The 23,182-nt window shown below is 36.5% G+C and carries 21 protein-coding genes; 3 read left to right on the forward strand and 18 right to left on the reverse strand.

Annotation, left to right across the window (positions count from 1 at the left end):
• Positions 1 to 100 precede the first annotated feature (100 nt).
• From msrB to AC4BC4_RS14940, 8 genes are all read right to left on the reverse strand, one after another.
• Entirely contained in the window at positions 101 to 538 is a 438-nt protein-coding gene (gene msrB, locus AC4BC4_RS14905) for a peptide-methionine (R)-S-oxide reductase MsrB (RefSeq protein WP_438757934.1), read from the reverse strand.
• Between the two features lie 99 nt (positions 539 to 637).
• Complete coding sequence (locus tag AC4BC4_RS14910) at positions 638 to 1,132, reverse strand: acyl-CoA thioesterase (protein WP_438757933.1); 495 nt, start codon at positions 1,130 to 1,132, stop codon at positions 638 to 640.
• 27 nt (positions 1,133 to 1,159) lie between these two features.
• Positions 1,160 to 1,717 carry a Maf family protein gene (locus tag AC4BC4_RS14915; RefSeq protein ID WP_490476232.1) on the reverse strand — a complete coding sequence of 186 codons (558 nt, stop codon included), beginning with the start codon at positions 1,715 to 1,717 and terminating at the stop codon, positions 1,160 to 1,162.
• Between the two features lie 26 nt (positions 1,718 to 1,743).
• Positions 1,744 to 3,825, reverse strand: coding sequence for a DNA mismatch repair endonuclease MutL (gene mutL, locus AC4BC4_RS14920; protein WP_490476233.1), 2,082 nt, complete (start codon positions 3,823 to 3,825; stop codon positions 1,744 to 1,746).
• 39 nt (positions 3,826 to 3,864) lie between these two features.
• Positions 3,865 to 6,429 carry a DNA mismatch repair protein MutS gene (gene mutS, locus AC4BC4_RS14925; protein ID WP_490476234.1) on the reverse strand — a complete coding sequence of 855 codons (2,565 nt, stop codon included), beginning with the start codon at positions 6,427 to 6,429 and terminating at the stop codon, positions 3,865 to 3,867.
• Positions 6,430 to 6,431: 2 nt separating this feature from the next.
• Positions 6,432 to 6,800 carry a YlbF family regulator gene (locus AC4BC4_RS14930; protein ID WP_490476235.1) on the reverse strand — a complete coding sequence of 123 codons (369 nt, stop codon included), beginning with the start codon at positions 6,798 to 6,800 and terminating at the stop codon, positions 6,432 to 6,434.
• A gap of 336 nt (positions 6,801 to 7,136) precedes the next feature.
• Positions 7,137 to 7,934, reverse strand: coding sequence for a TIGR00282 family metallophosphoesterase (locus AC4BC4_RS14935; RefSeq protein ID WP_438757928.1), 798 nt, complete (start codon positions 7,932 to 7,934; stop codon positions 7,137 to 7,139).
• Between the two features lie 153 nt (positions 7,935 to 8,087).
• Positions 8,088 to 8,996, reverse strand: coding sequence for an Rgg family transcriptional regulator (locus AC4BC4_RS14940; protein WP_490476236.1), 909 nt, complete (start codon positions 8,994 to 8,996; stop codon positions 8,088 to 8,090).
• Positions 8,997 to 9,353: 357 nt separating this feature from the next.
• Here AC4BC4_RS14940 and AC4BC4_RS14945 point away from each other — a divergent pair, with 357 nt between their 5' ends.
• The gene (locus AC4BC4_RS14945; RefSeq protein WP_438757926.1) at positions 9,354 to 9,557 is read left to right on the forward strand and encodes a helix-turn-helix transcriptional regulator; all 204 of its coding nucleotides are present in this window, start codon (positions 9,354 to 9,356) and stop codon (positions 9,555 to 9,557) included.
• Positions 9,558 to 10,037: 480 nt separating this feature from the next.
• Here the strand turns inward: AC4BC4_RS14945 and AC4BC4_RS14950 are convergent, their stop codons facing one another.
• From AC4BC4_RS14950 to AC4BC4_RS14965, 4 genes are all read right to left on the reverse strand, one after another.
• Positions 10,038 to 11,690 carry a peptide ABC transporter substrate-binding protein gene (locus tag AC4BC4_RS14950; RefSeq protein WP_438757925.1) on the reverse strand — a complete coding sequence of 551 codons (1,653 nt, stop codon included), beginning with the start codon at positions 11,688 to 11,690 and terminating at the stop codon, positions 10,038 to 10,040.
• A gap of 167 nt (positions 11,691 to 11,857) precedes the next feature.
• Complete coding sequence (gene rny, locus AC4BC4_RS14955; RefSeq protein ID WP_438757924.1) at positions 11,858 to 13,414, reverse strand: ribonuclease Y; 1,557 nt, start codon at positions 13,412 to 13,414, stop codon at positions 11,858 to 11,860.
• 276 nt (positions 13,415 to 13,690) lie between these two features.
• Positions 13,691 to 14,740, reverse strand: a complete 1,050-nt coding sequence (gene recA, locus AC4BC4_RS14960; protein WP_438757923.1) for a recombinase RecA — start codon at positions 14,738 to 14,740, stop codon at positions 13,691 to 13,693.
• Between the two features lie 107 nt (positions 14,741 to 14,847).
• A complete protein-coding gene (locus tag AC4BC4_RS14965) occupies positions 14,848 to 16,095 on the reverse strand; it encodes a competence/damage-inducible protein A (protein ID WP_490476237.1) in 1,248 nt (415 codons plus the stop codon).
• Positions 16,096 to 16,274: 179 nt separating this feature from the next.
• Here AC4BC4_RS14965 and AC4BC4_RS14970 point away from each other — a divergent pair, with 179 nt between their 5' ends.
• The gene (locus AC4BC4_RS14970; RefSeq protein ID WP_490476238.1) at positions 16,275 to 17,420 is read left to right on the forward strand and encodes a hypothetical protein; all 1,146 of its coding nucleotides are present in this window, start codon (positions 16,275 to 16,277) and stop codon (positions 17,418 to 17,420) included.
• Between the two features lie 216 nt (positions 17,421 to 17,636).
• On the opposite strand, the gene AC4BC4_RS14975 is transcribed toward AC4BC4_RS14970, so the two are convergent.
• The 3 genes from AC4BC4_RS14975 to AC4BC4_RS14985 all read right to left on the reverse strand — a co-directional run bounded on the left by AC4BC4_RS14975 (position 17,637) and on the right by AC4BC4_RS14985 (position 19,779).
• Positions 17,637 to 18,410 (reverse strand): TraX family protein, encoded by a 774-nt coding sequence (locus tag AC4BC4_RS14975; protein ID WP_490476239.1) that lies wholly within the window; start codon positions 18,408 to 18,410, stop codon positions 17,637 to 17,639.
• 258 nt (positions 18,411 to 18,668) lie between these two features.
• Positions 18,669 to 19,292, reverse strand: coding sequence for an NAD(P)-dependent oxidoreductase (locus AC4BC4_RS14980; protein ID WP_490476240.1), 624 nt, complete (start codon positions 19,290 to 19,292; stop codon positions 18,669 to 18,671).
• Between the two features lie 64 nt (positions 19,293 to 19,356).
• Entirely contained in the window at positions 19,357 to 19,779 is a 423-nt protein-coding gene (locus AC4BC4_RS14985; protein ID WP_438757918.1) for an Rrf2 family transcriptional regulator, read from the reverse strand.
• Positions 19,780 to 20,025: 246 nt separating this feature from the next.
• Here AC4BC4_RS14985 and AC4BC4_RS14990 point away from each other — a divergent pair, with 246 nt between their 5' ends.
• Entirely contained in the window at positions 20,026 to 20,835 is an 810-nt protein-coding gene (locus tag AC4BC4_RS14990) for a hypothetical protein (protein ID WP_490476241.1), read from the forward strand.
• Positions 20,836 to 21,004: 169 nt separating this feature from the next.
• Here the strand turns inward: AC4BC4_RS14990 and AC4BC4_RS14995 are convergent, their stop codons facing one another.
• Genes AC4BC4_RS14995 through AC4BC4_RS15005 form a run of 3 tightly spaced genes read right to left on the reverse strand, consistent with a single transcriptional unit; the run spans position 21,005 to position 23,110 of the window.
• Complete coding sequence (locus AC4BC4_RS14995) at positions 21,005 to 21,571, reverse strand: NADPH-dependent FMN reductase (RefSeq protein WP_490476242.1); 567 nt, start codon at positions 21,569 to 21,571, stop codon at positions 21,005 to 21,007.
• Between the two features lie 11 nt (positions 21,572 to 21,582).
• Positions 21,583 to 22,650, reverse strand: coding sequence for an LLM class flavin-dependent oxidoreductase (locus AC4BC4_RS15000; RefSeq protein ID WP_490476243.1), 1,068 nt, complete (start codon positions 22,648 to 22,650; stop codon positions 21,583 to 21,585).
• Between the two features lie 34 nt (positions 22,651 to 22,684).
• Entirely contained in the window at positions 22,685 to 23,110 is a 426-nt protein-coding gene (locus AC4BC4_RS15005; RefSeq protein WP_438757914.1) for a MarR family winged helix-turn-helix transcriptional regulator, read from the reverse strand.
• Positions 23,111 to 23,182 lie beyond the last annotated feature (72 nt).

The raw sequence follows: 23,182 nt of genomic DNA on the forward strand, positions 1-23,182 counted from the left end.
AATTATTTAATATAAAAATAACCGAACAAACTATTTTTTATTTTACTAAACTAAAAAAGCCTATCTAAGCAGAATTTACTAACTTAAATAGGCTTTTAACTTATTCAAATATGAATTTATATTCTCCATACCCTTCTTTTTCTAACTCTTCCACTGGAATAAATCGTAAAGCTGCAGCATTGATGCAATAACGTAATCCGCCTTGTTCTTGCGGTCCATCTGTAAAAACATGCCCCAAATGGGAATCTGCTTCTTTACTCCGAACCTCTACACGACGCATTCCTAATGAAAAATCAGAATTTTCTTTGACACCTTGTTTTTCAATTGGTTTGGTAAATGCCGGCCAGCCACAACCTGCATCGTATTTGTCTTTTGAGCTAAAAAGTGGTTCACCACTTACCACATCCACATAAATCCCTTCTTGGTAAAAGTCATCATATTTACCAGTAAAAGGTCGCTCAGTTGCATTTTCCTGTGTTACAGCGTATTCAATATCGGATAGCTTTTCTTTCAAGTCTTGTTTAGATGGTTTTTCCATGACAACTCACACCCTTACTTTTTAGTTACTCTTATCATAGCATCATTGAGAAAAAAACACTCACTTCCTGTTTAGAAAGTCAGTGTTTACTTCTATATATTAGTTCCAAGGGATAGCTAAATCGATATTTTCGGCAAGATCAATACTTTCTTGTCTTTTGGCTTGTCTGAATTGTTTTCTCGCTTCATAGCCTTGACAAATAAAACGTTCTTCTTTTGTCTCAGGTTCGATTTTTTGAGGCAAACTAGCTCCTTTAGGTACTACAAATGTCATAAAGCACGTTCCAGCAAGATAACGTTCTCCTGTAAATAAATCCTCCCCAATCACTTTGGCGAATAGCTCCATTGAACGTGTACCAACCCCAGATACATATGTATCAATACAAACAGAATGATCTGCTTTTAAAGGGGCTAGAAAATCTAAATGATCGACAGAAGCTGTAACGATAGCTGCCCTAGATACTCGAACAGCTGAAATACCAGCAGTTTCATCTAGCCAAGCCATTAATTGTCCTCCAAATAAGGTCTTATGAAAATTTAAATGAGGATATGTAATCATATGTGTTTGAATCGCTCTTGTTTGTGAACATTTCATTTGTTGTTTCCTTCTTTCATTGGGCCATTACGCATCAAAAGCTGGCAACATTCGATATAACGTTGCAATCGGCAAACCCATAATCGCATAATAATCGCCCTGAATACTTTTTACTAGTAACGCACCTTGTTCTTGAATTCCATAAGCTCCTGCTTTGTCTTGGTACTCTTTTGTATCTAAATAACGATCGATCTCTTCATCAGTCAAGTCATAAAATTCGACTGTAGCAGGAACTGTAGCCGAAGATTCTTGATCACCTTTCATTAATACGACACTTGTATAAACTTTGTGTGTTCGACCGCTTAACTGCCGCAACATTCGAAAAGCATCGTCTCTGGAAGTTGGTTTACCCAATATTTCATTGTCGATCGTTACAATCGTATCAGAGCCGATCACTAAATCATTGGGGTATTGTTTTGCGATGCGGGCTGCTTTTTGTGCCGCCATTGTCAGGACATAATCCATTGGCGTAAAATAACGTTTAACTTCTTCATTGATGTCAGCTGGCATAACGGTAAAATCAGAAATAATTCGACTCAACAGCTCGTGTCTGCGAGGCGATTGGGAGGCTAATATTACTGCCATTAAGATAAAACCTTCTTCCCTTATTTTTAATGTGGATCTTGGATTCGTTTAAACATTTTTTCCATATCTGAATTGGTAAAATGGATCAAAACAGGTCGGCCATGCGGACAGTTAAATGGATTCTCACATGTTTCTAGATCCTTTAATAACACACGGGCTTGTTGTTCATTCAAATAATGATTAGCCTTGATTGACCGTTTACAACTCATCATGATTGCGGTGGCTTCTCGAAATTTCTTCACGCTGACCGAACCTGTCGTCAAAAACATATCGATCATTTCACGGATGATGGTTTCTTCTTCACCTGCTGGATACCAAGTTGGATGAGCACGAACAATAAAACTATTTTGGCCAAAATCTTCTAAATGAATGCCAACTTCTACTAAAATTTCTTTTTTCTCTTTGATTTTTAACGCATCGCTATTTGGATAATCGATTACGATAGGTACTAACAATTCTTGCAGATCATTTGTCACTTCACCAATTTTTTCTCTAAAATATTCATATTTGATTCGTTCTTGAGCAGCGTGTTGATCGATGATATACAGACCGTCTTTACTTTGGGCAAACAGATACGTGCCATGCATTTGTCCAAAATATTCTAATTCTGGAAAGCGTTCTTTAGGCCGTTCATTAGACAACTTATTCAACACTTTGTTTAACTCGTTTTTAGAACCTGTGGCTGAAAAATCAAACTCAGGATGATGGCTTAATTCTTCTTCGTACACTTGTTCATCGGTTGTCGTCTCTTCTGGTTGAGTGATTTCTTCTGGTTCTATTGATTCTATCACTTGATCATTGGTAGGTACTTGCGATTCTTCACTTTCGACTGGTGAGCTAAACGCATACGCCATTAACATTTCTTTATCTTGTTCTTCTTTGGTCTGTGGTTCAGCTTCTTTTGGAAAGTTCTTAGCAGGCGAGTATGCTGAAATATCTGGCGATGTTTCTTTAACAAAGAAATTTCCACTTTTAGCATCATAACTTAAGCTGCCTGGTTTACGAATAGGTTTGCTTGTCTCTCCTGTATCTGTCAATGGGATTTCCATTTGTTCTACTTTTGGCTGTTGCTCGACTTTCTTTTTAAATCGAAGATTATCTGCCGCATTTGGAATCAGTTGCTCGTGACTTAGTACTTCTCGGATCGCTTCACTGATCAAAGTCATCAATTCTTTTTCTTTACTTAAACGGACCTCTTGTTTTGTTGGGTGGACATTGACATCCACCAGCAATGGGTCCATCTCGATTTCTAATACCGCAAGAGGAAAACGCCCAACCATAAGTTTTGAGCCATACCCATCTACAATTGCTTTATTCAGTGCAAAGTTTTTGATATAACGACCATTGATGATCGTTGACAAATAATTTCGACTCGCTCTTGTGACTTCTGGTAATGAAATATAACCAATTAAATGAAAATCTAAATCTTCGGCTTCAATCTTCAGCATTTTTTTCGCCGTACCTATGCCGTAAATGCCAGCAATTGTTTGTTTCAAATCACCATTACCAGCTGTGTTCATCATTTTATTGCCGTCATGAACCAAGCGAAAGGCAATTTTGGGATGGCTTAGCGCCAAACGATTGACGATATCGCCTACATTGGCTAACTCAGTTTGGATCGTTTTGACGTATTTTAGACGAGCGGGTGTATTAAAAAATAGGTTTGAAACAGTGATTTTCGTTCCTTTTCTTAATGCTGCCGGACGATGTTCTTCGACTTTACCGCCTTTCATTTGGACATAGCTGCCTTCCTCTTCTTCAGAAACAGCTGTTTCTACGATGATTTCGGAAACAGAAGCGATACTGGGCAAGGCTTCTCCACGGAATCCTAAACTACGGATGCGGAATAAATCATCTCGTGTATGGATTTTACTGGTAGCATGGCGTTTGAACGCATTTAAAATGTCTTCTTTTGCGATCCCTTCACCATTATCGATGACTTGAATCGTTTTAAGTCCTGCTTCTTCAATAAAAATATCGATTTGAGTACTTCCAGCGTCGATCGCATTTTCTACAAGTTCTTTGACAACTGATGCAGGACGTTCTACTACTTCACCAGCAGCGATCTGATTGGCAAGCTGCTCTGACAATTCTTGTATTTTTCCCATCTTTACGATCCTTTCCTTACTCAGTTTTTTGAAGTTTGTTTAGATTCTTTTTTGTAGTTCATGTAATTTATTTAACGCATCCATCGGCGTCATTTCTAATAGGTTCATCTTCTTCAATGTATCGATTACACCTAATTCATCAGTGGATACTTCTTTAAATAAAGATAACTGTTCTGTATCTTCTTTGATTTCGTCTTTGTATTCAACAGCTAGTGGTTGTTCTTCTGATTCCAAGGCTGAGAGAATAGTTGCGGCACGTTCTAATAAATCACTTGGCAGACCAGCGATCTTGGCTACATGTATCCCGTAACTCTTATCGGCTGGACCATCCATCATTTTATGCAAGAAGACAACCTCACCATTTTTTTCTACTGCTCCTACGTGAATATTTTTCAATCCAGTTAAGTTTTCATCTAAGACAGTTAGTTCATGATAGTGGGTCGAAAATAGTGTTTTCGCTTTGACTTCACGGTGAATATATTCAATGATTGCTTGTGCTAGTGCCATTCCATCATACGTTGCAGTTCCTCGACCAAGTTCATCGAATAAAATCAAACTGTTCGGTGTTGCATGACGCAATGCTTGATTGGCTTCCATCATTTCCACCATAAACGTACTTTGTCCTGCAATCAAATCATCTGATGCTCCGATTCTTGTGAAAATTTGGTCAAAAATAGGTAATTCAGCAGATTCCGCTGGCACAAAACAACCGATTTGAGCCATCACAACCGTCAGTGCTAATTGACGCATGTACGTACTTTTACCGGACATGTTTGGTCCTGTGATAAGTAAAATAATATTGTCTTTGCTCATACGAACGCTGTTTGGAATGTATTCTTGATGTCCTAAAACTTTCTCAACAACCGGATGACGTCCTTCAATGATATTTAGTTCTTTGCTGTTACTTTTAAGTGTTGGACGAACATATTGGTATCTTTCACTGACGGTCGCAAAAGCTTGGAGAACATCAACTGCACTGATTGTTTTCGCTAATTTTTGCAGACACTCAATATTGGCTTTGACTTGTTCACGGACTTCTAGGAATAATTGATATTCCAAATCAACTGATTTTTCTTCTGCTTCTAAAATCAAGGTTTCCATTTCTTTTAGTTCAGGTGTAATAAAGCGTTCCGCATTCGCTAGGGTCTGTTTTCTTTCATATTTGCCTTCTTCTAGGTTGGCTAAGTTTGATTTTGTCACTTCAATGTAGTAACCAAACACGCGATTAAAGCCGACTTTCAGGGTTTTGATCCCAGTTTCTTGGCGTTCTTTGGCTTCTAATTCCGCTAACCATTGTTTGCCATGGCGCATCGCATCCCGGTATTCATCTAGTTTTTCGTTGTAATTGTCTTTGATGATATTGCCTTCTGTTATCGCAAGCGGTGCTTCTTCGTTGATTGCGCGATTGATCAGCTCCACGACATCTTCGGCTGGATTTAAATCTAATAATAGGTCATTCCATTCTCCTTGGTTGATGCCCACGATCAGCTCACGAACCAATGGTACTTGTTCTAATGATGTCTTTAATTGGATCAAATCGCGGCCATTCACATTGCCAAAAGCTACACGACCTGCTAAACGCTCTAAATCATAGACTTTCGTCAGTGTAGATTGTAAGTCAACACGTTCAAAATAAGCATTCAATAAAGATTGAACCATTTCTTGACGGGTTTGAATTTGTTTTTCTTGAATCAACGGACGATCGAGCCATTGCTTTAATAAACGGCCACCCATTGCCGTTTTTGTTTCATCGAGCAACCATAATAAGGTACCTTTTTTTAGTCCCGTCCGAATCGACTGTGTTAATTCTAAGTTGAATTTAGAATAGTGATCCATTTTCAAGAAATGATCAGGCTGGTATTCCACGGCTTTTTGAATATGAGATAGACCACGTTTTTGCGTCACACTTAAATAAGTCAACAGTTTTCCTGTCACATCTACTTCTAGCGGATGAGTCAATTCACTCGTTAAAAAGCTGAATTCCGCGTTTTCTTCTGCTTGATTTTGTTCTGAAAAAATAATATTTAAACGATCCTTTAACGTTTGTTGCAGTGTCTCTGATAATGTACTGCCTAAGACGATTTCTTTGGTTTGTAAGGCTGAAGCCTCATTGATCACACCATCTTCATCACTCAGTACGGCTGTTTTTAGTTCTCCTGTACTTAAATCAACATAGGCTAATCCAAAAATTCCGTTTTCTTCAACGATAGCGGTTAAATAGTTATTGTCCTTGGCATCTAAGCCTTTACTGGTCATAACTGTTCCGGGTGTAATTAGCTGAACTACTTCTCGCTTGACCATCCCTTTTGTTGTTTTGGGATCTTCTACCTGTTCACAAATAGCGACTTTATAGCCTTTTTCAATCAATGTATCGATATATCCTTGGGCTGCATGGTGAGGAATACCACACATTGGGATAGGATCATCCGCATTGCGATTACGGCTCGTTAAGGTCAGTTCTAGCACTTGCGACGCATTGATTGCATCTTCATAAAACATTTCGTAAAAGTCGCCTAATCGGTAAAACAAAAAAGCGTCTTGGTATTGGTCTTTGATTGCTAAATATTGTTCCATCATTGGTGTGTGTTTTGTTTTTTGTGGCATTATTACCCTTCCTTCTCTAGTTCTTCGTTGATTCTATATTGGATCATATCTGTGACGTGCTGCAAGAGGTCGTTTGCTTCCATCAATTGTTCTCTGTATGCCACAACCAAGGGATGTTCATCAAATTCTTTCGTTAGTTCATCCGCTTTCTTGATTGCTGCCTTTTCTGCTTCTGGTTTGTCGTAATGTGCAAATTGAACTGCATCTTTTTGAGCTGCTTTGATTTGTTCAACTAAGACTGTAAGTTTCTCGTTATTTTGAACTTTTTTTTCTAGTTCTTTATATCGCTGAATCAATTCGTCCTCGCCGAGCAAGGTCAATAATTTCGTTAATTCTTCATTTATTTTTATATCTGTAATGGATGGCTCCATGATTTCACACCTTTATTCTGGATAAGATTTTGTACTAAAACAAGTCTACTTATTTTAACATAATTCAAACAGAATCAACAGTTTGTGGAGAAAAATAGAACTTACATTCGTATAGTTCATAAGATTGAAATTTGAAATAGTTGGTTAAAAACGAAATTAGGAATTCCACTTCTTGCATCTAACCATTGATAGACCTGCTTAATTGCTTTTTAGCAAAAAAAGGTTAGGTCATAACTCTACGAGTTATACCCTAACCTTAAGGAATCCGAATAAACGCTTCTGTCCCAACCTCTTCTAATTTATATGAATTAGGATACTTTTTTATTTTTAGATGCCTTATTCCATAAATGGGCGATCTTCACTGATTTGGATTGGTTCGATTTTTTTCGCTTGTCCTGTCTGATCATCAATATCGATCACACAAGCCGATAATAAACTCCGACCTTCTTCAACCACTTCGAATCGTTTTGGCAATGCGGTTCTAAACTTCTCAATGATCGGTCCGCGCTTCATCCCTAATATTCCATCATAAGGTCCAGTCATACCAACGTCACTTAAAAATGCGGTACCTGCAGGTAAAATTCGAGCATCATTAGTCTGCACATGTGTGTGGGTGCCAACAACGGCACTGACTTTCCCATCTAAAAACCAACCCATTGCTTGTTTTTCACTCGTCGTTTCTCCATGAAAGTCGACGAAAATCAATGACGTTCGCTTACGTGCTTCTGTGATCAATTCTTCTGCTTTGCGAAACGGATCATCGATGTCCGCCATAAAAACACGTGCTTGCATATTGATTACAGCGAGTTCTAGTTGGTTCACCTTGACAAATACCATCCCTTGACCAGGTGTCCCTTGTGGAAAATTAGCTGGGCGGATCATTTTTTTGGCATCATCGATAAATTCGAAAATCTCTTTATTATCCCACGTGTGATTCCCTAAGGTGACAACATCTACGCCATCTTGTAAAAACTTCTTATAGATCTTACCCGTAATTCCTCGACCCGATGCAGCATTCTCACCATTAAGGATTGTTACTTGAGGACGATATTTTTTCTTTAATTTTGGTAAATAGGTCGTTATTGTATCTCGACCTAATGATCCTACTACATCTCCTATAAATAATATACGCAAAAAACTTCCTCTTCTCTTTTGATTTCTGCTTTCATTATAGAGGTTTTTGGAGTGGAAGGGAAGGGATGGAAATTTGCTAATCTTTAAAAAATCTAGTTTTGTATAAAATAATGTTTATAAAAGATTGTACTCAGTAAAAGAGTCAATTATTTTTTAATCTCCTTTAATTAGAGTAACTGGGAAAGTATTCTGACTAGAACTTACTAAAATACCGTGTATAACTACTTTTATTTCTGCTTCAAGTTGTTCAGCTAAAGCATTATCCCCAATATCCTTAAGTAACTGAATATATTCTTGAATTCGCTGCATATATTGATAGTCACCTGTGACTAAGTATTCTAGTAAGTTTTCTAAATATTTAAAATTTATTCGGTAATAGAGACTCTGTTCGCTTTGATTTTGTTTTTTAGCTAAAGAAATGTATTTGAACGCACTGTTATAATCTTTTTCATAAATTCTAACGGTGATGACATTTAAAATAATATGATGCGCCAAATTACTTAAAAAGATGAGATCAGAATTTTTATTTCTAGAAGAAAAAATTTTTGTCATAATCAGATCAATTTGTTTTTTATCAAATAACCGTATAGTATTCAGAATTATTGCATAATCATAGTGTTGGAAATAGTTCTTATTCAATAGAATTTGGTATATTTCTTGTAATTCTTCTCCAGTAATCTTGTCGACTTCTTCCCAAAATTGAGCAAAATAATTTTTAATAGCCAAATAATTAGACAATTCCCTTAAATTCTTATTTTTGCAAGAGAGCGTTTGATAATAGTCTACTAATTTTCGTTTTTGCTTTTGATTCTGCAAATTTTCAGAACAATATGAAAAAAGCTTTTTATATTTGTATTGCTCCAAATCTAATGGAGCATTCGAAAAAATTTCCTCTGGAACGAGTGATAAAGTATTCATAATATTCTTTATGTCGTTTATTTTAATTTCTTGTTTTCCACCCTCAATTCTAGAATAAACAGAAGGATCTAAATTTGGTAAAATTTCTTTCTGAGTAAAATGCGACGTTTTTCTAAAAAATCTTAAAACCTCATGTATTTCCATTTGCCTTCTCCTTTTCATGCTATTTTGCCATGAAATTTCTTCATTATTTGAATGTCATACTATATTTATGTATAATCGTCTCTATTTTCATCATTTTAAACAATTTTAACGAATATCTATTTATTATTCAAGTATTATTTGATACAATTTGTCATACAACAAGTAATTTCTTTCATTTAAATTGATTCTAGTAGGAGGGATATGTATATACTGTTACGTTTTGAATATACCACATAAAGGGTGAATTAGTATATCTTTTTAAAAATATTGCTATTTTAGGTTTAGTAATAATTAAAATGCTCCATCATTTATTTTTCTTACTAACATAAATAATAAAAGAGAGAGGACATCATCGGTATGAAAAAAACAATTAAAAAAACAAATAATTTACAAGAAACCCGCACAAGTAATAACCTTACTCAAGAAGAACTTGCTGATAAAGTCAGTGTCTCTATTCAAACGATCAAAAGTATAGAAAAAGGAAAATATAAACCTTCCGATTCATTAGCTTTTAATATAGCCAATTCACTAAATAAAGAAGTCACGGATATTTTTGCTTAGGCCTTTGAAGTTAAAGACAAAATAAACGATCAAGATCCTTTAATAATCGTTATGGTATAGTTATCATTCATCTCTGAAAATTTTTTTGAGAAAACCATCATCCCCTATCTTAAATCTAATCAAACACAAGCATGAGACAAAAGTATATATAACTTGTCCCATGCTTGTATTTTAGCTCGATATTTTCTGTATGTTAATGAAAATTCTCTAGAAAAAGAACAGACCAAAGGGTGTGAGACAAAAGTAAAATCCACTTTTGTTTCACACCCTAAAGGCGAATAAACGATGGAACTACAGAAATAAGCTGAAACTGTAAAGCAAAGTGGATGTAATGAACTGGTGCTTTACATTACCTACTTGGTCACATAAATTTCTTATTATTTCTCAATTTGAAACACTTGTGTCCCAATCTTTTTATCACAATCGATTTGATTCTTTGGATTTTGTCCACCAACATTGGTTGACAAATACCCACTTTTTTTAATCTTCGATGTAAGTCCATTTAAAGTCATATTTTGCACCAGTCGAGTGATATACAACATCTTTGACTTTTTCAGAACGGAGGTGTGCTTCCGCTTTTTGATAAAGTGGGATAACACCCATGTCACCCATGATCACTTTTTCTGCATCCAACATATCGTTCCAACGTGCTTCTGGATTGTTTGCATTTGTTGTAGCGGCACTTTCTACTAATTTGTCATATTCAGCGTTTGAATAATGTCCTCTGTTATAAGAGTTGTCCGTTGTAAATAAATCTAAGAAGCTGCTTGGATCGGCATAGTCGGCACCCCAAGCACTCACTGCGATTTGGAAGTCTCCTTTATTTGAGCGATCCAAACGAACAGAAAATGGTACTGGACTAACTGATACTTTTAATCCATCTAGTGTGTCTGATAATGAACCTTGAAGATATTCAGCCATTTTCTTCGCATTATCCGTATCATCGATCAATAAATCGACTGATAATGTAGAAATACCTAATTCGTCTTTTGCTTTTTCCCATGATTCCTTTGCTTTATCAACATCATAAATCGCTTCATTGCCAGCTTCTTTAGCAAAGTCTTCATCTGTTTTTGGATTTACTGCCAAGCCTTCTGGAACTAATCCCATCGGCACTGCTGAACCATTTGCTAAAATTTGATCAACTAATGCTTTGCGATCAATCGCATACGATAATGCTTTACGTAGATTGGCATTGCGGTAAGGCGAGTCTTCTTCTCTTTGATTTGGCTCAAGATAGAAAGTTGCTGCACCTTTTAAGACAATATAGTCAGGTTCATTTTTCATTTGTTGCGCTAATTCACCAGATAATGGTACTTCGTCTGCTTGACCATCTTGGAATAGGTTCAATGAAGTTGGCGCCTCTTTTACAACGTCAATTGCTACTTTATCTAGTTTAACGGTATCTTTATCCCAGTATTTATCATTTTTTGTGTAAGACCAACTAGTATCTGTTCCTGGTCCGTCAAAATCTGTTAGTGTAAATGGACCATTGTAAACAGCTTTATCACTTGCCGTTGTATAATCTTTACCATATTTTTCAACAATATCTTGTCTTTGTGGTAAAAATGAAGGGAAGGCTAACAAATAATCGAAATACGGTGTCGCTTTTTCTAAATTGATTTCTAATTCATAATCTCCAACAGCTTTTATACCAAGTTCTTCTTTTTTCATTTCGCCTTTAGAAATCTTCTCAGCATTTTTCACAGAATTAAACATATAAGCGTATTCTGATCCAGTCGCAGGATCAACTGTTCTCTGCCAGCCATAAACGAAATCTGCCGCTGTTACGGGTTTATCGTCTGTCCATTTTGCATCTTCTCTTAATTTTATTTTGTACGTTAAGCCATCTTCACTGACTTCAGCCATTTCAGCTGCTCCGGCAGGTTGAGGTTTGCTCTCTTTATCTAAGCGGTAAATTCCCTCATAAACGTTGTTCAACGCAACAAAACTTACTTCATCAGTTGCAAGTGAAGGATCCGCACTTGGCATTTCTTGTCTTTCAATGAATCTAAATACTTTCTCATCGCTGCCTGAACCACTATTGGCATTTTTAGCGTTTCCACCACATGCGGCCAGAGCAATGCTGGATACTGCAATTATTCCTAGTAAGGCACTTTTCTTTAATTTCATATAAAAACCCCCCAATTTTAGTAAAATCTATACAAAATATAACAAAGTTAATGGGCATTCGTAATTAAACACTATGAGCAGTTTAGTAAAAATATTCTGAATTTTTTCTAATTTAAACGTAAAAAAAGAAGCAACAAGCCTTAAGCTGTTCCTTCTTTTTTGTTTAATTATTTTGCATAATCTACTGCGCGCGTTTCCCGGATAACGGTCACTTTGATATGGCCTGGGTAATCTAGATCGTCTTCGATTTTCTTACGAATATCTCTAACTAAACGAACAGCTTCTAAATCTGTGATTTCATCTGGTTTGACCATCACGCGGACTTCGCGACCAGCTTGTACAGCAAAACTAGATTCAACTCCTTCAAATCCATTAGAAATATTTTCTAAGTTTTCTAAGCGTCGAATGTAATTTTCCATTGATTCGCTACGAGCCCCTGGTCTAGCAGCTGACAATGCATCTGCTGCTGCTACTAATACCGAAATAACAGAAGTCGCTTCTACATCACCATGATGGGATGCAATAGCATTGATGACTGTTGAATTTTCTTTGTATTTGGCTGCTAATTCTGCACCTATTTCAACGTGAGAACCTTCAATTTCATGATCTAATGCTTTACCGATATCGTGTAATAAACCGGCACGTTTAGCTAATTGGATATCTTCGCCTATTTCTGCCGCTAAAACACCTGTTAATTTAGCCACTTCGATCGAGTGATTTAAGACGTTTTGGCCATAACTTGTACGGAAACGTAAACGACCCAAAATCTTGATCAAATCTGGATGTAATGTGTGCGCCCCAACTTCAAAGGCTGCTTGCTCACCGTATTCACGAATACGTTCATCCATTTCTTTACGAGACTTTTCTACCATTTCTTCAATACGAGCTGGATGGATTCGGCCATCTTGAATCAATTTTTCGAGAGTCATACGAGCGATTTCTCTACGAATTGGATCAAATCCAGAAAGTACAACAGCTTCAGGCGTATCATCGATAATCAAGTCGATTCCTGTTAAGGTCTCTAATGTACGAATGTTACGTCCTTCACGTCCGATTATTCTTCCTTTCATCTCATCATTTGGTAAACTAACAACAGATACAGTTGTTTCAGAAACTGAATCAGCTGCACAACGTTGAATTGCTAGAGAGAGTAAATTTTTAGCTTTACGATCCGATTCTTCTTTGGCACGTTGTTCAGATTCTTTGACCATCACTGTTAATTCATGACTTAATTCTTCTTCTGTTGATTTCATGATGATATCTTTTGCTTCATCTTTAGATAGTGAAGCAATACGCTCTATTTCTTGGTGTTGCTTTTCAACTAGTTCTTCTACATCTTTTTCTCGCTCATCAATTAATTGCTGTCTAGCACCAAGTTTCTCTTCTTTTTCTTCCAGTGAGTTTTCACGTTTTTCAAGAGAATCATCTTTACGATCTAACGTTTGTTCTCTTTGTAATAAACGATTTTCTTGAGATTTAAGTTCTAGTTTGCTTTCTTTCAACTCACTTTCAATTTCTGATCGATACTTCTGGTTTTCTTCCATAGCTTTTAATAAAGCTTCTTTTTTCAGAGTCTCTGCTTCTTTATTGGCACCTTCAATTATTCCTTCTGCAGAGGACTTTGCACCATCTATAGCCTTTTCATGACGTGATTTTGCAACGACTAACCCTAAACCAAGACCGACAATTACACCGATGATAGCGAGGAGTATTTCTAAACCCATTGTTTCCACCTCCGTACTATCTTCAAATTTTCAATATTCATGTAGTTTTCTGATAAACTATAATCAATTATCAATATGTCTACTTGCATACATGTAAAAGTTATATACTAATATTTGTATACAACTTTATTCTAATGTTTGTACACCAGTGTGTCAACTTAAAAAAGCCCTTTCTGGTTTAAAGAGCTTCTTTGTAGAAAAGAATAGTTGTTGCAAAAAAAAACAAACCAATAAGATGCTTTTGACAGCGCTTATCGGCTTGCTTTGTATTCAATATTACTCTTCGTCAAGAGGAAGTTCTTCTTGCGCCTGTTCTTCTTCGATAACAGCTGTTCCATCGCCAATACCGAATGCATCGCGTACACGCTTAGAAACTTCTTCGACCATCTCTGGATGTTCTGTCATGTAGACTTTGACATTTTCACGGCCTTGACCAATTCGTTCTTCTTTATAGCTGTACCATGCACCACTTTTATCAACAATGTCTTTTTCGACAGCCATATCAAGTAACTCACCTTCTTGAGAAATTCCTTGACCATACATGATGTCTACTTCAGCTACTTTAAATGGCGGTGCTACTTTATTTTTAACCACTTTGATTTTTGTACGGTTACCGATGATATCTGTTCCTTGCTTCAATTGTTCTGCACGTCTTACTTCTAAACGAACAGTAGCGTAGAATTTCAAGGCACGACCACCAGGTGTTGTTTCAGGGTTACCAAACATAACTCCGACTTTTTCACGAATTTGATTGATAAAGATCGCAATCGTCTTCGTCTTATTGATCGAACCTGAAAGCTTACGTAAGGCTTGTGACATCAAACGTGCTTGCAGTCCAACGTGACTTGCGCCCATTTCCCCATCGATCTCTGCACGAGGTACTAGCGCCGCTACAGAGTCAATAACAACGATGTCGATGGCGCCACTAGAAACTAATGCATCTGCGATTTCTAATCCTTGTTCACCAGTATCTGGTTGTGAAAGGAGCAGTTCATCGATATTGACACCTAGTGCTTGCGCATATTGAGGATCTAAAGCATGCTCTGCATCGATAAATGCAGCAGTCCCGCCTTCTTGTTGCACAGAAGCGATCGCGTGTAATGCAACAGTCGTTTTACCAGAACTTTCTGGTCCATAGACTTCAACGATTCGTCCCCGGGGATACCCACCAACACCTAAAGCCACATCCAGTGCTAGTGAGCCACTCGGAATAGTCGAGATTTGTTGATCGATTTTTTCCCCTAATTTCATTACTGAACCTTTACCAAAGTTCTTTTCGATTTTTTTTAATGCGGCATCTAAGGCCACTTTACGATCATCTGCCAATCGATAATCCTCCTTATATATAAACGATTTAAATTCCTTTTCAATAAATATATCATAACTGGTTTATTTAAAAAAAGCAAGAGAAAAACGAACAAACATTCGCCTTTTTATTTTTTCTTATCAACTGCTCTTCGAATCAGGTCTAAGCCTTTCATCACAGCACTTTGACGAATGTAACTTCGATCACGATTAAAATGTTGAAGCACTGCTACAGTCGGTTGCCCTTTTTCTGCTAAACCAATCCAGACAGTTCCTGCTGGTTGTTCTTCTAATTCATCTGGACCCGCTACACCTGTAAATGATACGGCAAAATCTGCATCTGCTAACTTTCTTGCTTGCTCTGCCATCGCGATTGCGCAAGCCTCACTGACTGTTCCTTCTTTTTCAAGCAACTTAGGATCAATGTCTAGAAACTGTTCTTTTGTTTTAGCAGAATAAGTAACAAAACCTCCTTTAAATACTTTTGAAACACCTGAAATATCCCCTAAAGTACTTTGAAAAAGACCTGCTGTTAGACTTTCTGCTGCTGTTACAGTTTTTTCATTTCTTTTTAGCGCATCGACTGTAACTTTTGCTAAACTGTTCTCATCGCCATACCCATAGAAATACTCGCCGACTTGATCCATGACTTTTGATTCTAGATTATCCAATAACTGCTGACCTGTTACCTCATCAACAATCTTAGCTGTTAAGCGTAATGTTACTTCATTAGGCTTAGCGTAAGGCGCAATCGTCGGATTTGTCTGTGTATCGATCAATGTCTTCAATTCTGTCACTAATTGCGATTCACCAATCCCATAAAATCGCAAAACTCTAGATATCAACTGCTCTTTTTGTGGGAAACGTTCTTCTAATAGTGGACGAGCATTTTGTTGGAACATGGGTCTTAATTCATTCGGTGGACCCGGCAATAATAAATAGGTCGTATCCTGTTCTGTAATCAAGGTGCCTACTGCCAAGCCAGTGGGATTTTGAACAGCGATTCCGCCATCGATCATTAAGGTCTGTCTTAAATTGTTTTCGGTCATTTTATTTTTTGAAAAAGTAAAAAATTCATGAAGGCTCTTAAGTGCCTGCTCATCTTGGATTAAAGGGCGATGGATGTGTGCAGCAACTGTGTCTTTCGTTAAATCATCTTCTGTCGGTCCTAATCCCCCACATAAAACAATCAAATCACTACGTTTTTCGGCGTCCACTAACAATTGTTCTAAACGCTGAGGATTATCTCCTACAACGGTATGATAATACACCTCGATTCCTAAATCTGCCAACTCTTCTGATAGGAAAGTCGCATTTGTATTGACGACTTGACCTAGTAACAGCTCTGTACCGACTGCAATAATCTCTGCTTTCATTTTTCTCCTCTTCTCTAATAAGATACGTAAATAATTCTTATTTCATTTTATCACAGGAATTTTTTTTGTCGCGGTGAAACGACTCTGATTCATTTATAAATCAAAAAGGTAAATAATTTATCATTTAAATAATAATATGCTACAATTTGTTTATTGAGAAAAAGGGGGAAAAGGAGAACATGTCAGTATTTATTGGACTTATAGGTTTTTTAGGAATAATAATTGGTGGCTTTCTTTTATTGAGAGCAGTCTTTAAGAAACAACCGAAGAAAAAAGTTTTACTTTTAACTAGCGCTAGTTTTATCATGATGGTTGGAGCGATTGCCTTAACACCAGCATCTCCACGAATTAATTTATCTAAAAAAATAATAGAAACAAATGATCAAGGAATCGCAATAATCGAAGGAAAAACAAATGATGAAAGCAGCATCAGTCTTAACGGCGAAAAAATCAAAACAAAAAACGGTGAATTTTCTTACAAAGTAACGTTAACAGATGATCACTCGCAAAAATTTACTTTTGTTGCTTCCATTGGCAATACTGACAAAGTTGAAACAATCGAAGTTAAGCCATCAAAAACCTTCGTTGCTTTTTTGAATGAAGAAAAACAAGGACAAGAAACACTAAAAAAAGCTGAAACAGCTCTAGTATCAGCAGAAAACAAACCGACGCAAAAAAATTATGATGAAGCCGCAACTCGTATCAGCACTTTAACAAGAGACAAAGACGACTTTACAAAACGTTTAGCGATTGTCAAAGAAAATATACCCATCTACGAAGCAGTTGAATTGGCGGAGTCGAAACAAACAAAAGAACAAGTCGATTCAGCAACTGACTTAGTGGCTAATGCAACCTTAAATAAAGATTCGTTACTAAAACGTTTGACCACGGTCCAACAAAAAATCACAGAAAAAGAATTAGCAGAAAAACAACTTGCTTCTGCTCGTGAAGCTGTTGAAAAAGCCGAACAAGAGCCAACAGATGATCATTACAATCAAGCAATTGCTAAGATCAAAGAATTGCCAAACAGTAATACTGAATTAACCAAGCGAGCAAACAAGGTTAAACAAACACTCACCGCTCAAAAAGAAGAAGCAAAAAAACTTGCAGAAGCACAAAAAGTCGCCTTAGAACAAGAACAAGCTGCTGCTCAAACGCCGGAAACGCCTGTACCAGACACGCAAGAAACAGGAGAAATGGTTCTAGTTACTCGCACAGGAGAAAAATATCATAATCACAAATGTGGCAGTGGAACCTATACTCCTGCGACATTAGAACAAGCAAAAGCTCGAGGACTTACACCTTGTTCTAAATGCTATCAATAATGTAACAACTATTTTAATACTTTTGTAAAACACACAAAAATGCCACGAAGGTTGGACATAACGCTACGAGTCATATCCTAGCCTTAATAAGCGGCGGGAGCAAGAGCAACTCCCTCTACATTTAGTGTAGAGGTTTTTTGCATGTAAACTCTTGTCGTTTATAAATAGAATGTTTTTGCTATAGGTGTTTTTTACAGTAATAATTTCTAATTCCAATCAATGCATGTATAAATACGCAGAAATCAAATATAAAATCCAAATATGCAATGGATAAAAGAAATAAAAGAAGTTTCTCATCCCTCTTCCTTTTTCACCGTTGAACAACAAAATAGGAATTACTGCAAAAATCATCATCCATTGTGTCATACCTTGGAAAAAGAAGAATACTGCGATAATCGTAATCAACAAACATTGCAACCATCGCTTATTTCTAGCTAAATACATAAGTGGAATCAATAATACCAGCACGCTGTTTTCCGCAAATAGTAAAGCCGGAATAAAAGTAACACCCAGAGCTGCTGCCGTGATCGTATTCGGATTTGACATAAGAATCATAAATACTCCTGAAGACAATATAGGAAATAAAATAATGACGATCCCTGTAATTATTTTGCTGAATTTTTTACTTGAATGCCCTTCAGAAATTTTGTCAATTCCATACATCATCAATGCACCCACCAAAAGGTCACGGAAAATATTGTTCATCAGCTGCACTTCATCATATCCAACCATCTGCTCCAAAGCATTATTTCCTAGTGTCATGATGACCATGCCTAAATACAAACGTAACATATATTTCTCTTTACTTCTCGTATGTGTAAAACCGATCACACTAACAAAGAAAAAAAGCGTTGCAACAGGTCTACCAAACCAGTCTACCCAAAGTGGTACTCCCATTGGAACAAACATTTGATGAATATGGTCGATAAACATCAAGATGATTCCAATTACTTTTAAATCAAATGTAGTAAAACCTTTAAACTTACTCATTATTATACACCCCTTACTCATTTGTCTAACTAATTATAGAAGAATAGTTACGCTTTCACCTTAGAATCATCTTTCAGGAGCCTATCATTTTTGTTATATGAACGATATCCGTTAGAAATAAAAATAAGAGTGTGAGACAAAAGTAAACTCTACTTTTGTTTCACACCCTAAATATAAATAAATGATAGTAGCAGAAGCAACCTTTTCTTATTTCTCAAAGTTAAACGCTTCTATGCCAGTCTTCTCTTAAATTGCGTTTTATTGGTGCACACTAAATCGTTGGTTCGGATGTGCATTTTTTTCAATGTCATCTACCATAGCGACCGCATAATCAGCATAAGAAATGTAGCTTTTTCCCTCTTTGTCTGTTTCTAACTCTTCACCAGCGATAACATATTCACCCGTTGCTGGACCTTGTGCATCAAATTCTGCTGCTGGACTAATATACGTCCAATTAACTTTGTTTGCAGCTTCTAATAAATCTAGTCCTTTGCCCATTGCAGTAGCTAATGGTTTAAATGCTTCAGGGAAATCTGGTGTTTCACTCAAACGTACAGTATGTTCTGGATTTACAAATAAACTTCCAGCGCCACCAACAACGTATAAACGTGTTTTTTGATTTGTTAAAATGTCGATCAAATGTTGCGTCGATCCTGTAAATTCACTTACATCACCCCAGAAACCCAATGCGCTGACCAAAACGTCAAAACCTGATATATCTTCTGTCTTTAACGCATAAACATCTTTTTCAATAACAGGAGTTCCATCTGTAATTTTGGCTGCGTCACGAACAACAGCAGTAACGTCTAATCCTCTTTTTTTTGCTTCTTTCAAAATTGCTGAACCTGCTTTACCATTTGCGCCTAAAATTGCTACTTTCATATTTATCTTCCTTTCTCTTAATGAAACTTAATTTGTTACATTTAAATTTAAAAAGAGAAGAGACCTACGTCTCTTTCTGCTTGATTTGATGAATCACATCAGATAAAGCAATCTCTTTTAATTCTGTTTCCATACTTTGTTGAACTTTTTTATATTGTCCTTCTAACGCCGTTTGTATCGTTGCTCCTACCAGACAATCGGGATTAGGATTTTGATGGATATTGAATACTTCGCGATCCAATTCGACTGCTTCATAGATATCATAAAGCGAAATATCTTCTGGTTTTTTCAATAAATAGGTTTGGGTTGTCCCTCTGCTTGTATGAATAAATCCAGCTTTTTTTAGCTTGCTCATCAGCCTTCTGACTACAACCGGGTTCGTATTTACACTTGATGCAATCAATTCAGAATTGACCTGTTCGGGCGGCCCGATTTCGATCAAACTGAGAATATGGATCGCCACACTTAATTTCGTCGACATGGCCATGTCTATCACTCCAATTATTAGTAACTTCTAAGGTTACATTAAGATGATACTGCGATTAACCAAAAATGTCAATAGATAGATGTTCATTTATTTCTTGAATAGTCTCAATCAAATATGAAACGTATTGCCTACTCAATTTCAGCTTACAAGACTTATTTTTACTTTCATGATAGAATCAAGTGACTTACCCCCAAAATTAAAAAAAGTGAACACAATAAATAAATCTATCTTTTAAAGGAGACTACTATGCAAATCCAACTAACTGTAGAGATTACAGAAACGAAAACGAGCATTGCATTTAAGAACCAACAAGGAACGATCAATATATTCGATCAAAACGACAGCGAACTCATACTCGATCAACCAGCTGTTTATATTTTGGTTAAAAGCAATTCTATTATTGCAATCGGAAAAGCAGAAGTAGGGGTTTTCCAAAATGAAGTAGATTTTGACAATATAATCACCGTTTCACCGTCTTGGGATATCGAATTAGAGTATTTGGAACAACAATTTATTGTAGAAGCAACCGATAATGGGATTCAATTGAGCCATGCATCTCAAGCGGAAACAAAAATCCCGACGAGCTATAAAAAAACGGTTGCCACTTATACGGACAACGTCTTGTTAGTTCTTGAAAAATTTGGTTATCCTTTAAAACACCACGAAGAACCAAAAAAAATCAAAGCAAAACCTGCAAAAGCACGGCATAGATGGACTAAGGAAATCAGCCAGATAGAATTTTTTATCAATACCAGAGAAAGCAAAGCGACCGCTCTTTGGCACAAACGAAATGAAATGCTCTTAAAAGCTGGGGCAACAATGATGGCCGACCCGCCTCTAAATAAAGATGGGTCTTTAGGCTTTGCAGCAAAAATGGGGCAACGAATCAGAGATGATCATAAAGATAAAGTGAAAAATTTTGTTACCACTGAAGATATCATCTTGAAAAGTGTCAATGAAGTCGGTCTATTTTTATACTTTGGCGGAACAAATAGCTGGCTGGAGCTGATCGACGCGAATGGTAAAACACTTAATGAATGGACTGTTGTTAGCTAGTTTAAATAAAAAAATCAAAAGAGATCGGGAGCAGAAACTTATTTCCAAATAAGTTTCTGCTCCCATCGTGTATTCGGATTACTTTTTGATTTTTCATAAAAAATAAACGATCTATCTAATTTTCAACTTTTTTTACTAGTCGCTGTTATCTGTATAAACACAAAGATTATTAAAAATCATATTCCGCCTCTTTTTGCTGAATCATTGTTTGGTAAGTATCCAACAACAAGAAAAAATCATCTACAAATCGATCCAACCGAAATTCGATATCAGGGTTTTTGATTTCTTGGCGGATAATATCCTGATCCGTAATAAACACATAATTTGGCACCAAGTTGGCTTTCATATAACTCAAAACTGGACGAATTTGCTGTTCAGGAATCAAAAAGTGTTTCTCAGATCCTGCTGTCACAATCATTCCAGCTACCTTATTTCGAAAAGCATTAACTGGCAACATATCAAATAAATTTTTCAACGTGCCTGGCATTGACGCTTGAAAAATCGGTGTTCCAACAATCAGACCATCCGCTTCCATGATTTTTTTCAGCGCTTTTCCTACTTCTCCTTCATGTTGAAAATAGTCACGCCCATCTGCAAAGGGAAATTGTATTTCAGAAAAATCAATCACTTCAAGTTCAATATCTTCTCGTACTTCTTTTATTTTGTTTACCGTGTAATTTACTGCTACTCTTGACTTAATACCGAAAGCCGAGCCAATGATCGCTACTATTTTCATAAATCGGCCTCCTAATGTTTAGTATATTTTTTAACTTCTGGCATCACTTTTGTTGCAATCAATTCAATATTTTTCTTAACAAGATCCAGCGGAACACCACCAAAATCGATTTGTGCCATAAAACGTTGATGTCCATATAATTCGTATTGATAAAGAATTTTCTCAATAATTTCATTAACACTTCCAACCATCAGTGTATCTCTTGAATCTTGTGATTGAGCAAAATGTTGTTTCGGATAGATGCCGCCACGAATCGCTGACCAACCAGCATTTAAAAATGGGTACATTTCTTTACGTGCTTGACTGCCTGTTTCTGCAACATAAAATAAACTCGTTGTAGCAAGTGGAAATTCTTTTTCATCATAACCTGCTTCTGCCAAAGACAAACGATAGGCATCTACTGCCCGTTTGAAAATGGGTGCAGGTCCTGCTAATGTCGTCAACATCATTGGAATTCCATCTAATCCAGCTTTGATTGCACTATCTGCTGGTCCGCCTACTGCTCGCCAAATAGGTAAATATCCGCGAACGGGTTGTGGCAAAATTTCTGCATTTTGAAGTGTCGCGCGAAATTTCCCTTCCCAATTTAGTCGTTCATTCGGTGAAGCTTCGTTCAATAATTTTAACAGATGCATTTTTTCTTCAAATAATTCTTCGTAATCTTTTAAATCAAATCCTAAAAGTTCATACACGCCGACACGAGAGCCTCGGCCTGCTACGATTTCTGCACGACCATTTGAAAGTAAATCCAATGTAGCATACTCTTCATATACACGTACCGGATCATTTGTACTTAAAACTGTAACTGAACTAGAGAGTTTAATCTTTTTAGTTTGTGCCGCAATTGCTGCTAAAATCACTTGATTGGCTTGTCCAATAAAATGACTTTGGTGACTTTCACCGACACCAAACACATCGATCCCAGCTTCATCTGCAAATTTCGCCGCTTCGATTATCTCATTGATTCGTTGTTGTTCGCTAATTTTGTTTCCTGTCATTGGATTTTTGATGTGATCGCCTAAAGAATACAAGCCTATTTCCATTCCTTTTGATGGATCGATACCGAATGTTTCATTCATTTTTCAACACTCCTTTTTCATTCTCTAAATAGGGTTATGATTGCATTAATTTTTTACTGATTTTTGCTAGCTCAAGGACTTCACGTTTCGTTAAATTATCAAAAACAGATGCCTGCAATTTACTCTGTTTAATAAAGCAAGTATTTAATTGCTTTTGTCCCTTATCTGTCAAAGAAATATATTTTTCCTTCCATTCTTGCTGACGGTCAATCCAACCATCTGCTTCAAATTGCTTAATCATTTGTGAAACACCACCTTTAGAGATCAATAACTTCTCTCCAAGTTCCTTTTGCGTGATTGGTTGATTTTCCTGAATATGATGAAGCATATCAAACTTTGAAACATTTAAATCATATTGCTTTAGGAACTCATTAGACTGAGCATTGCTCTTTTGAACAAACTGTAAAATAGACATCCAGCTACTTAATTTTACTTTTTCTGAAAGTGATAATTCCTCCATGTATTGATCCTCCTTTTTAAGTTTAGAACCAAACTGATGAAATCAGTATAATATACTTACTAAAAATAAGCA

The organism is Enterococcus sp. AMC1086 (assembly GCF_058216575.1).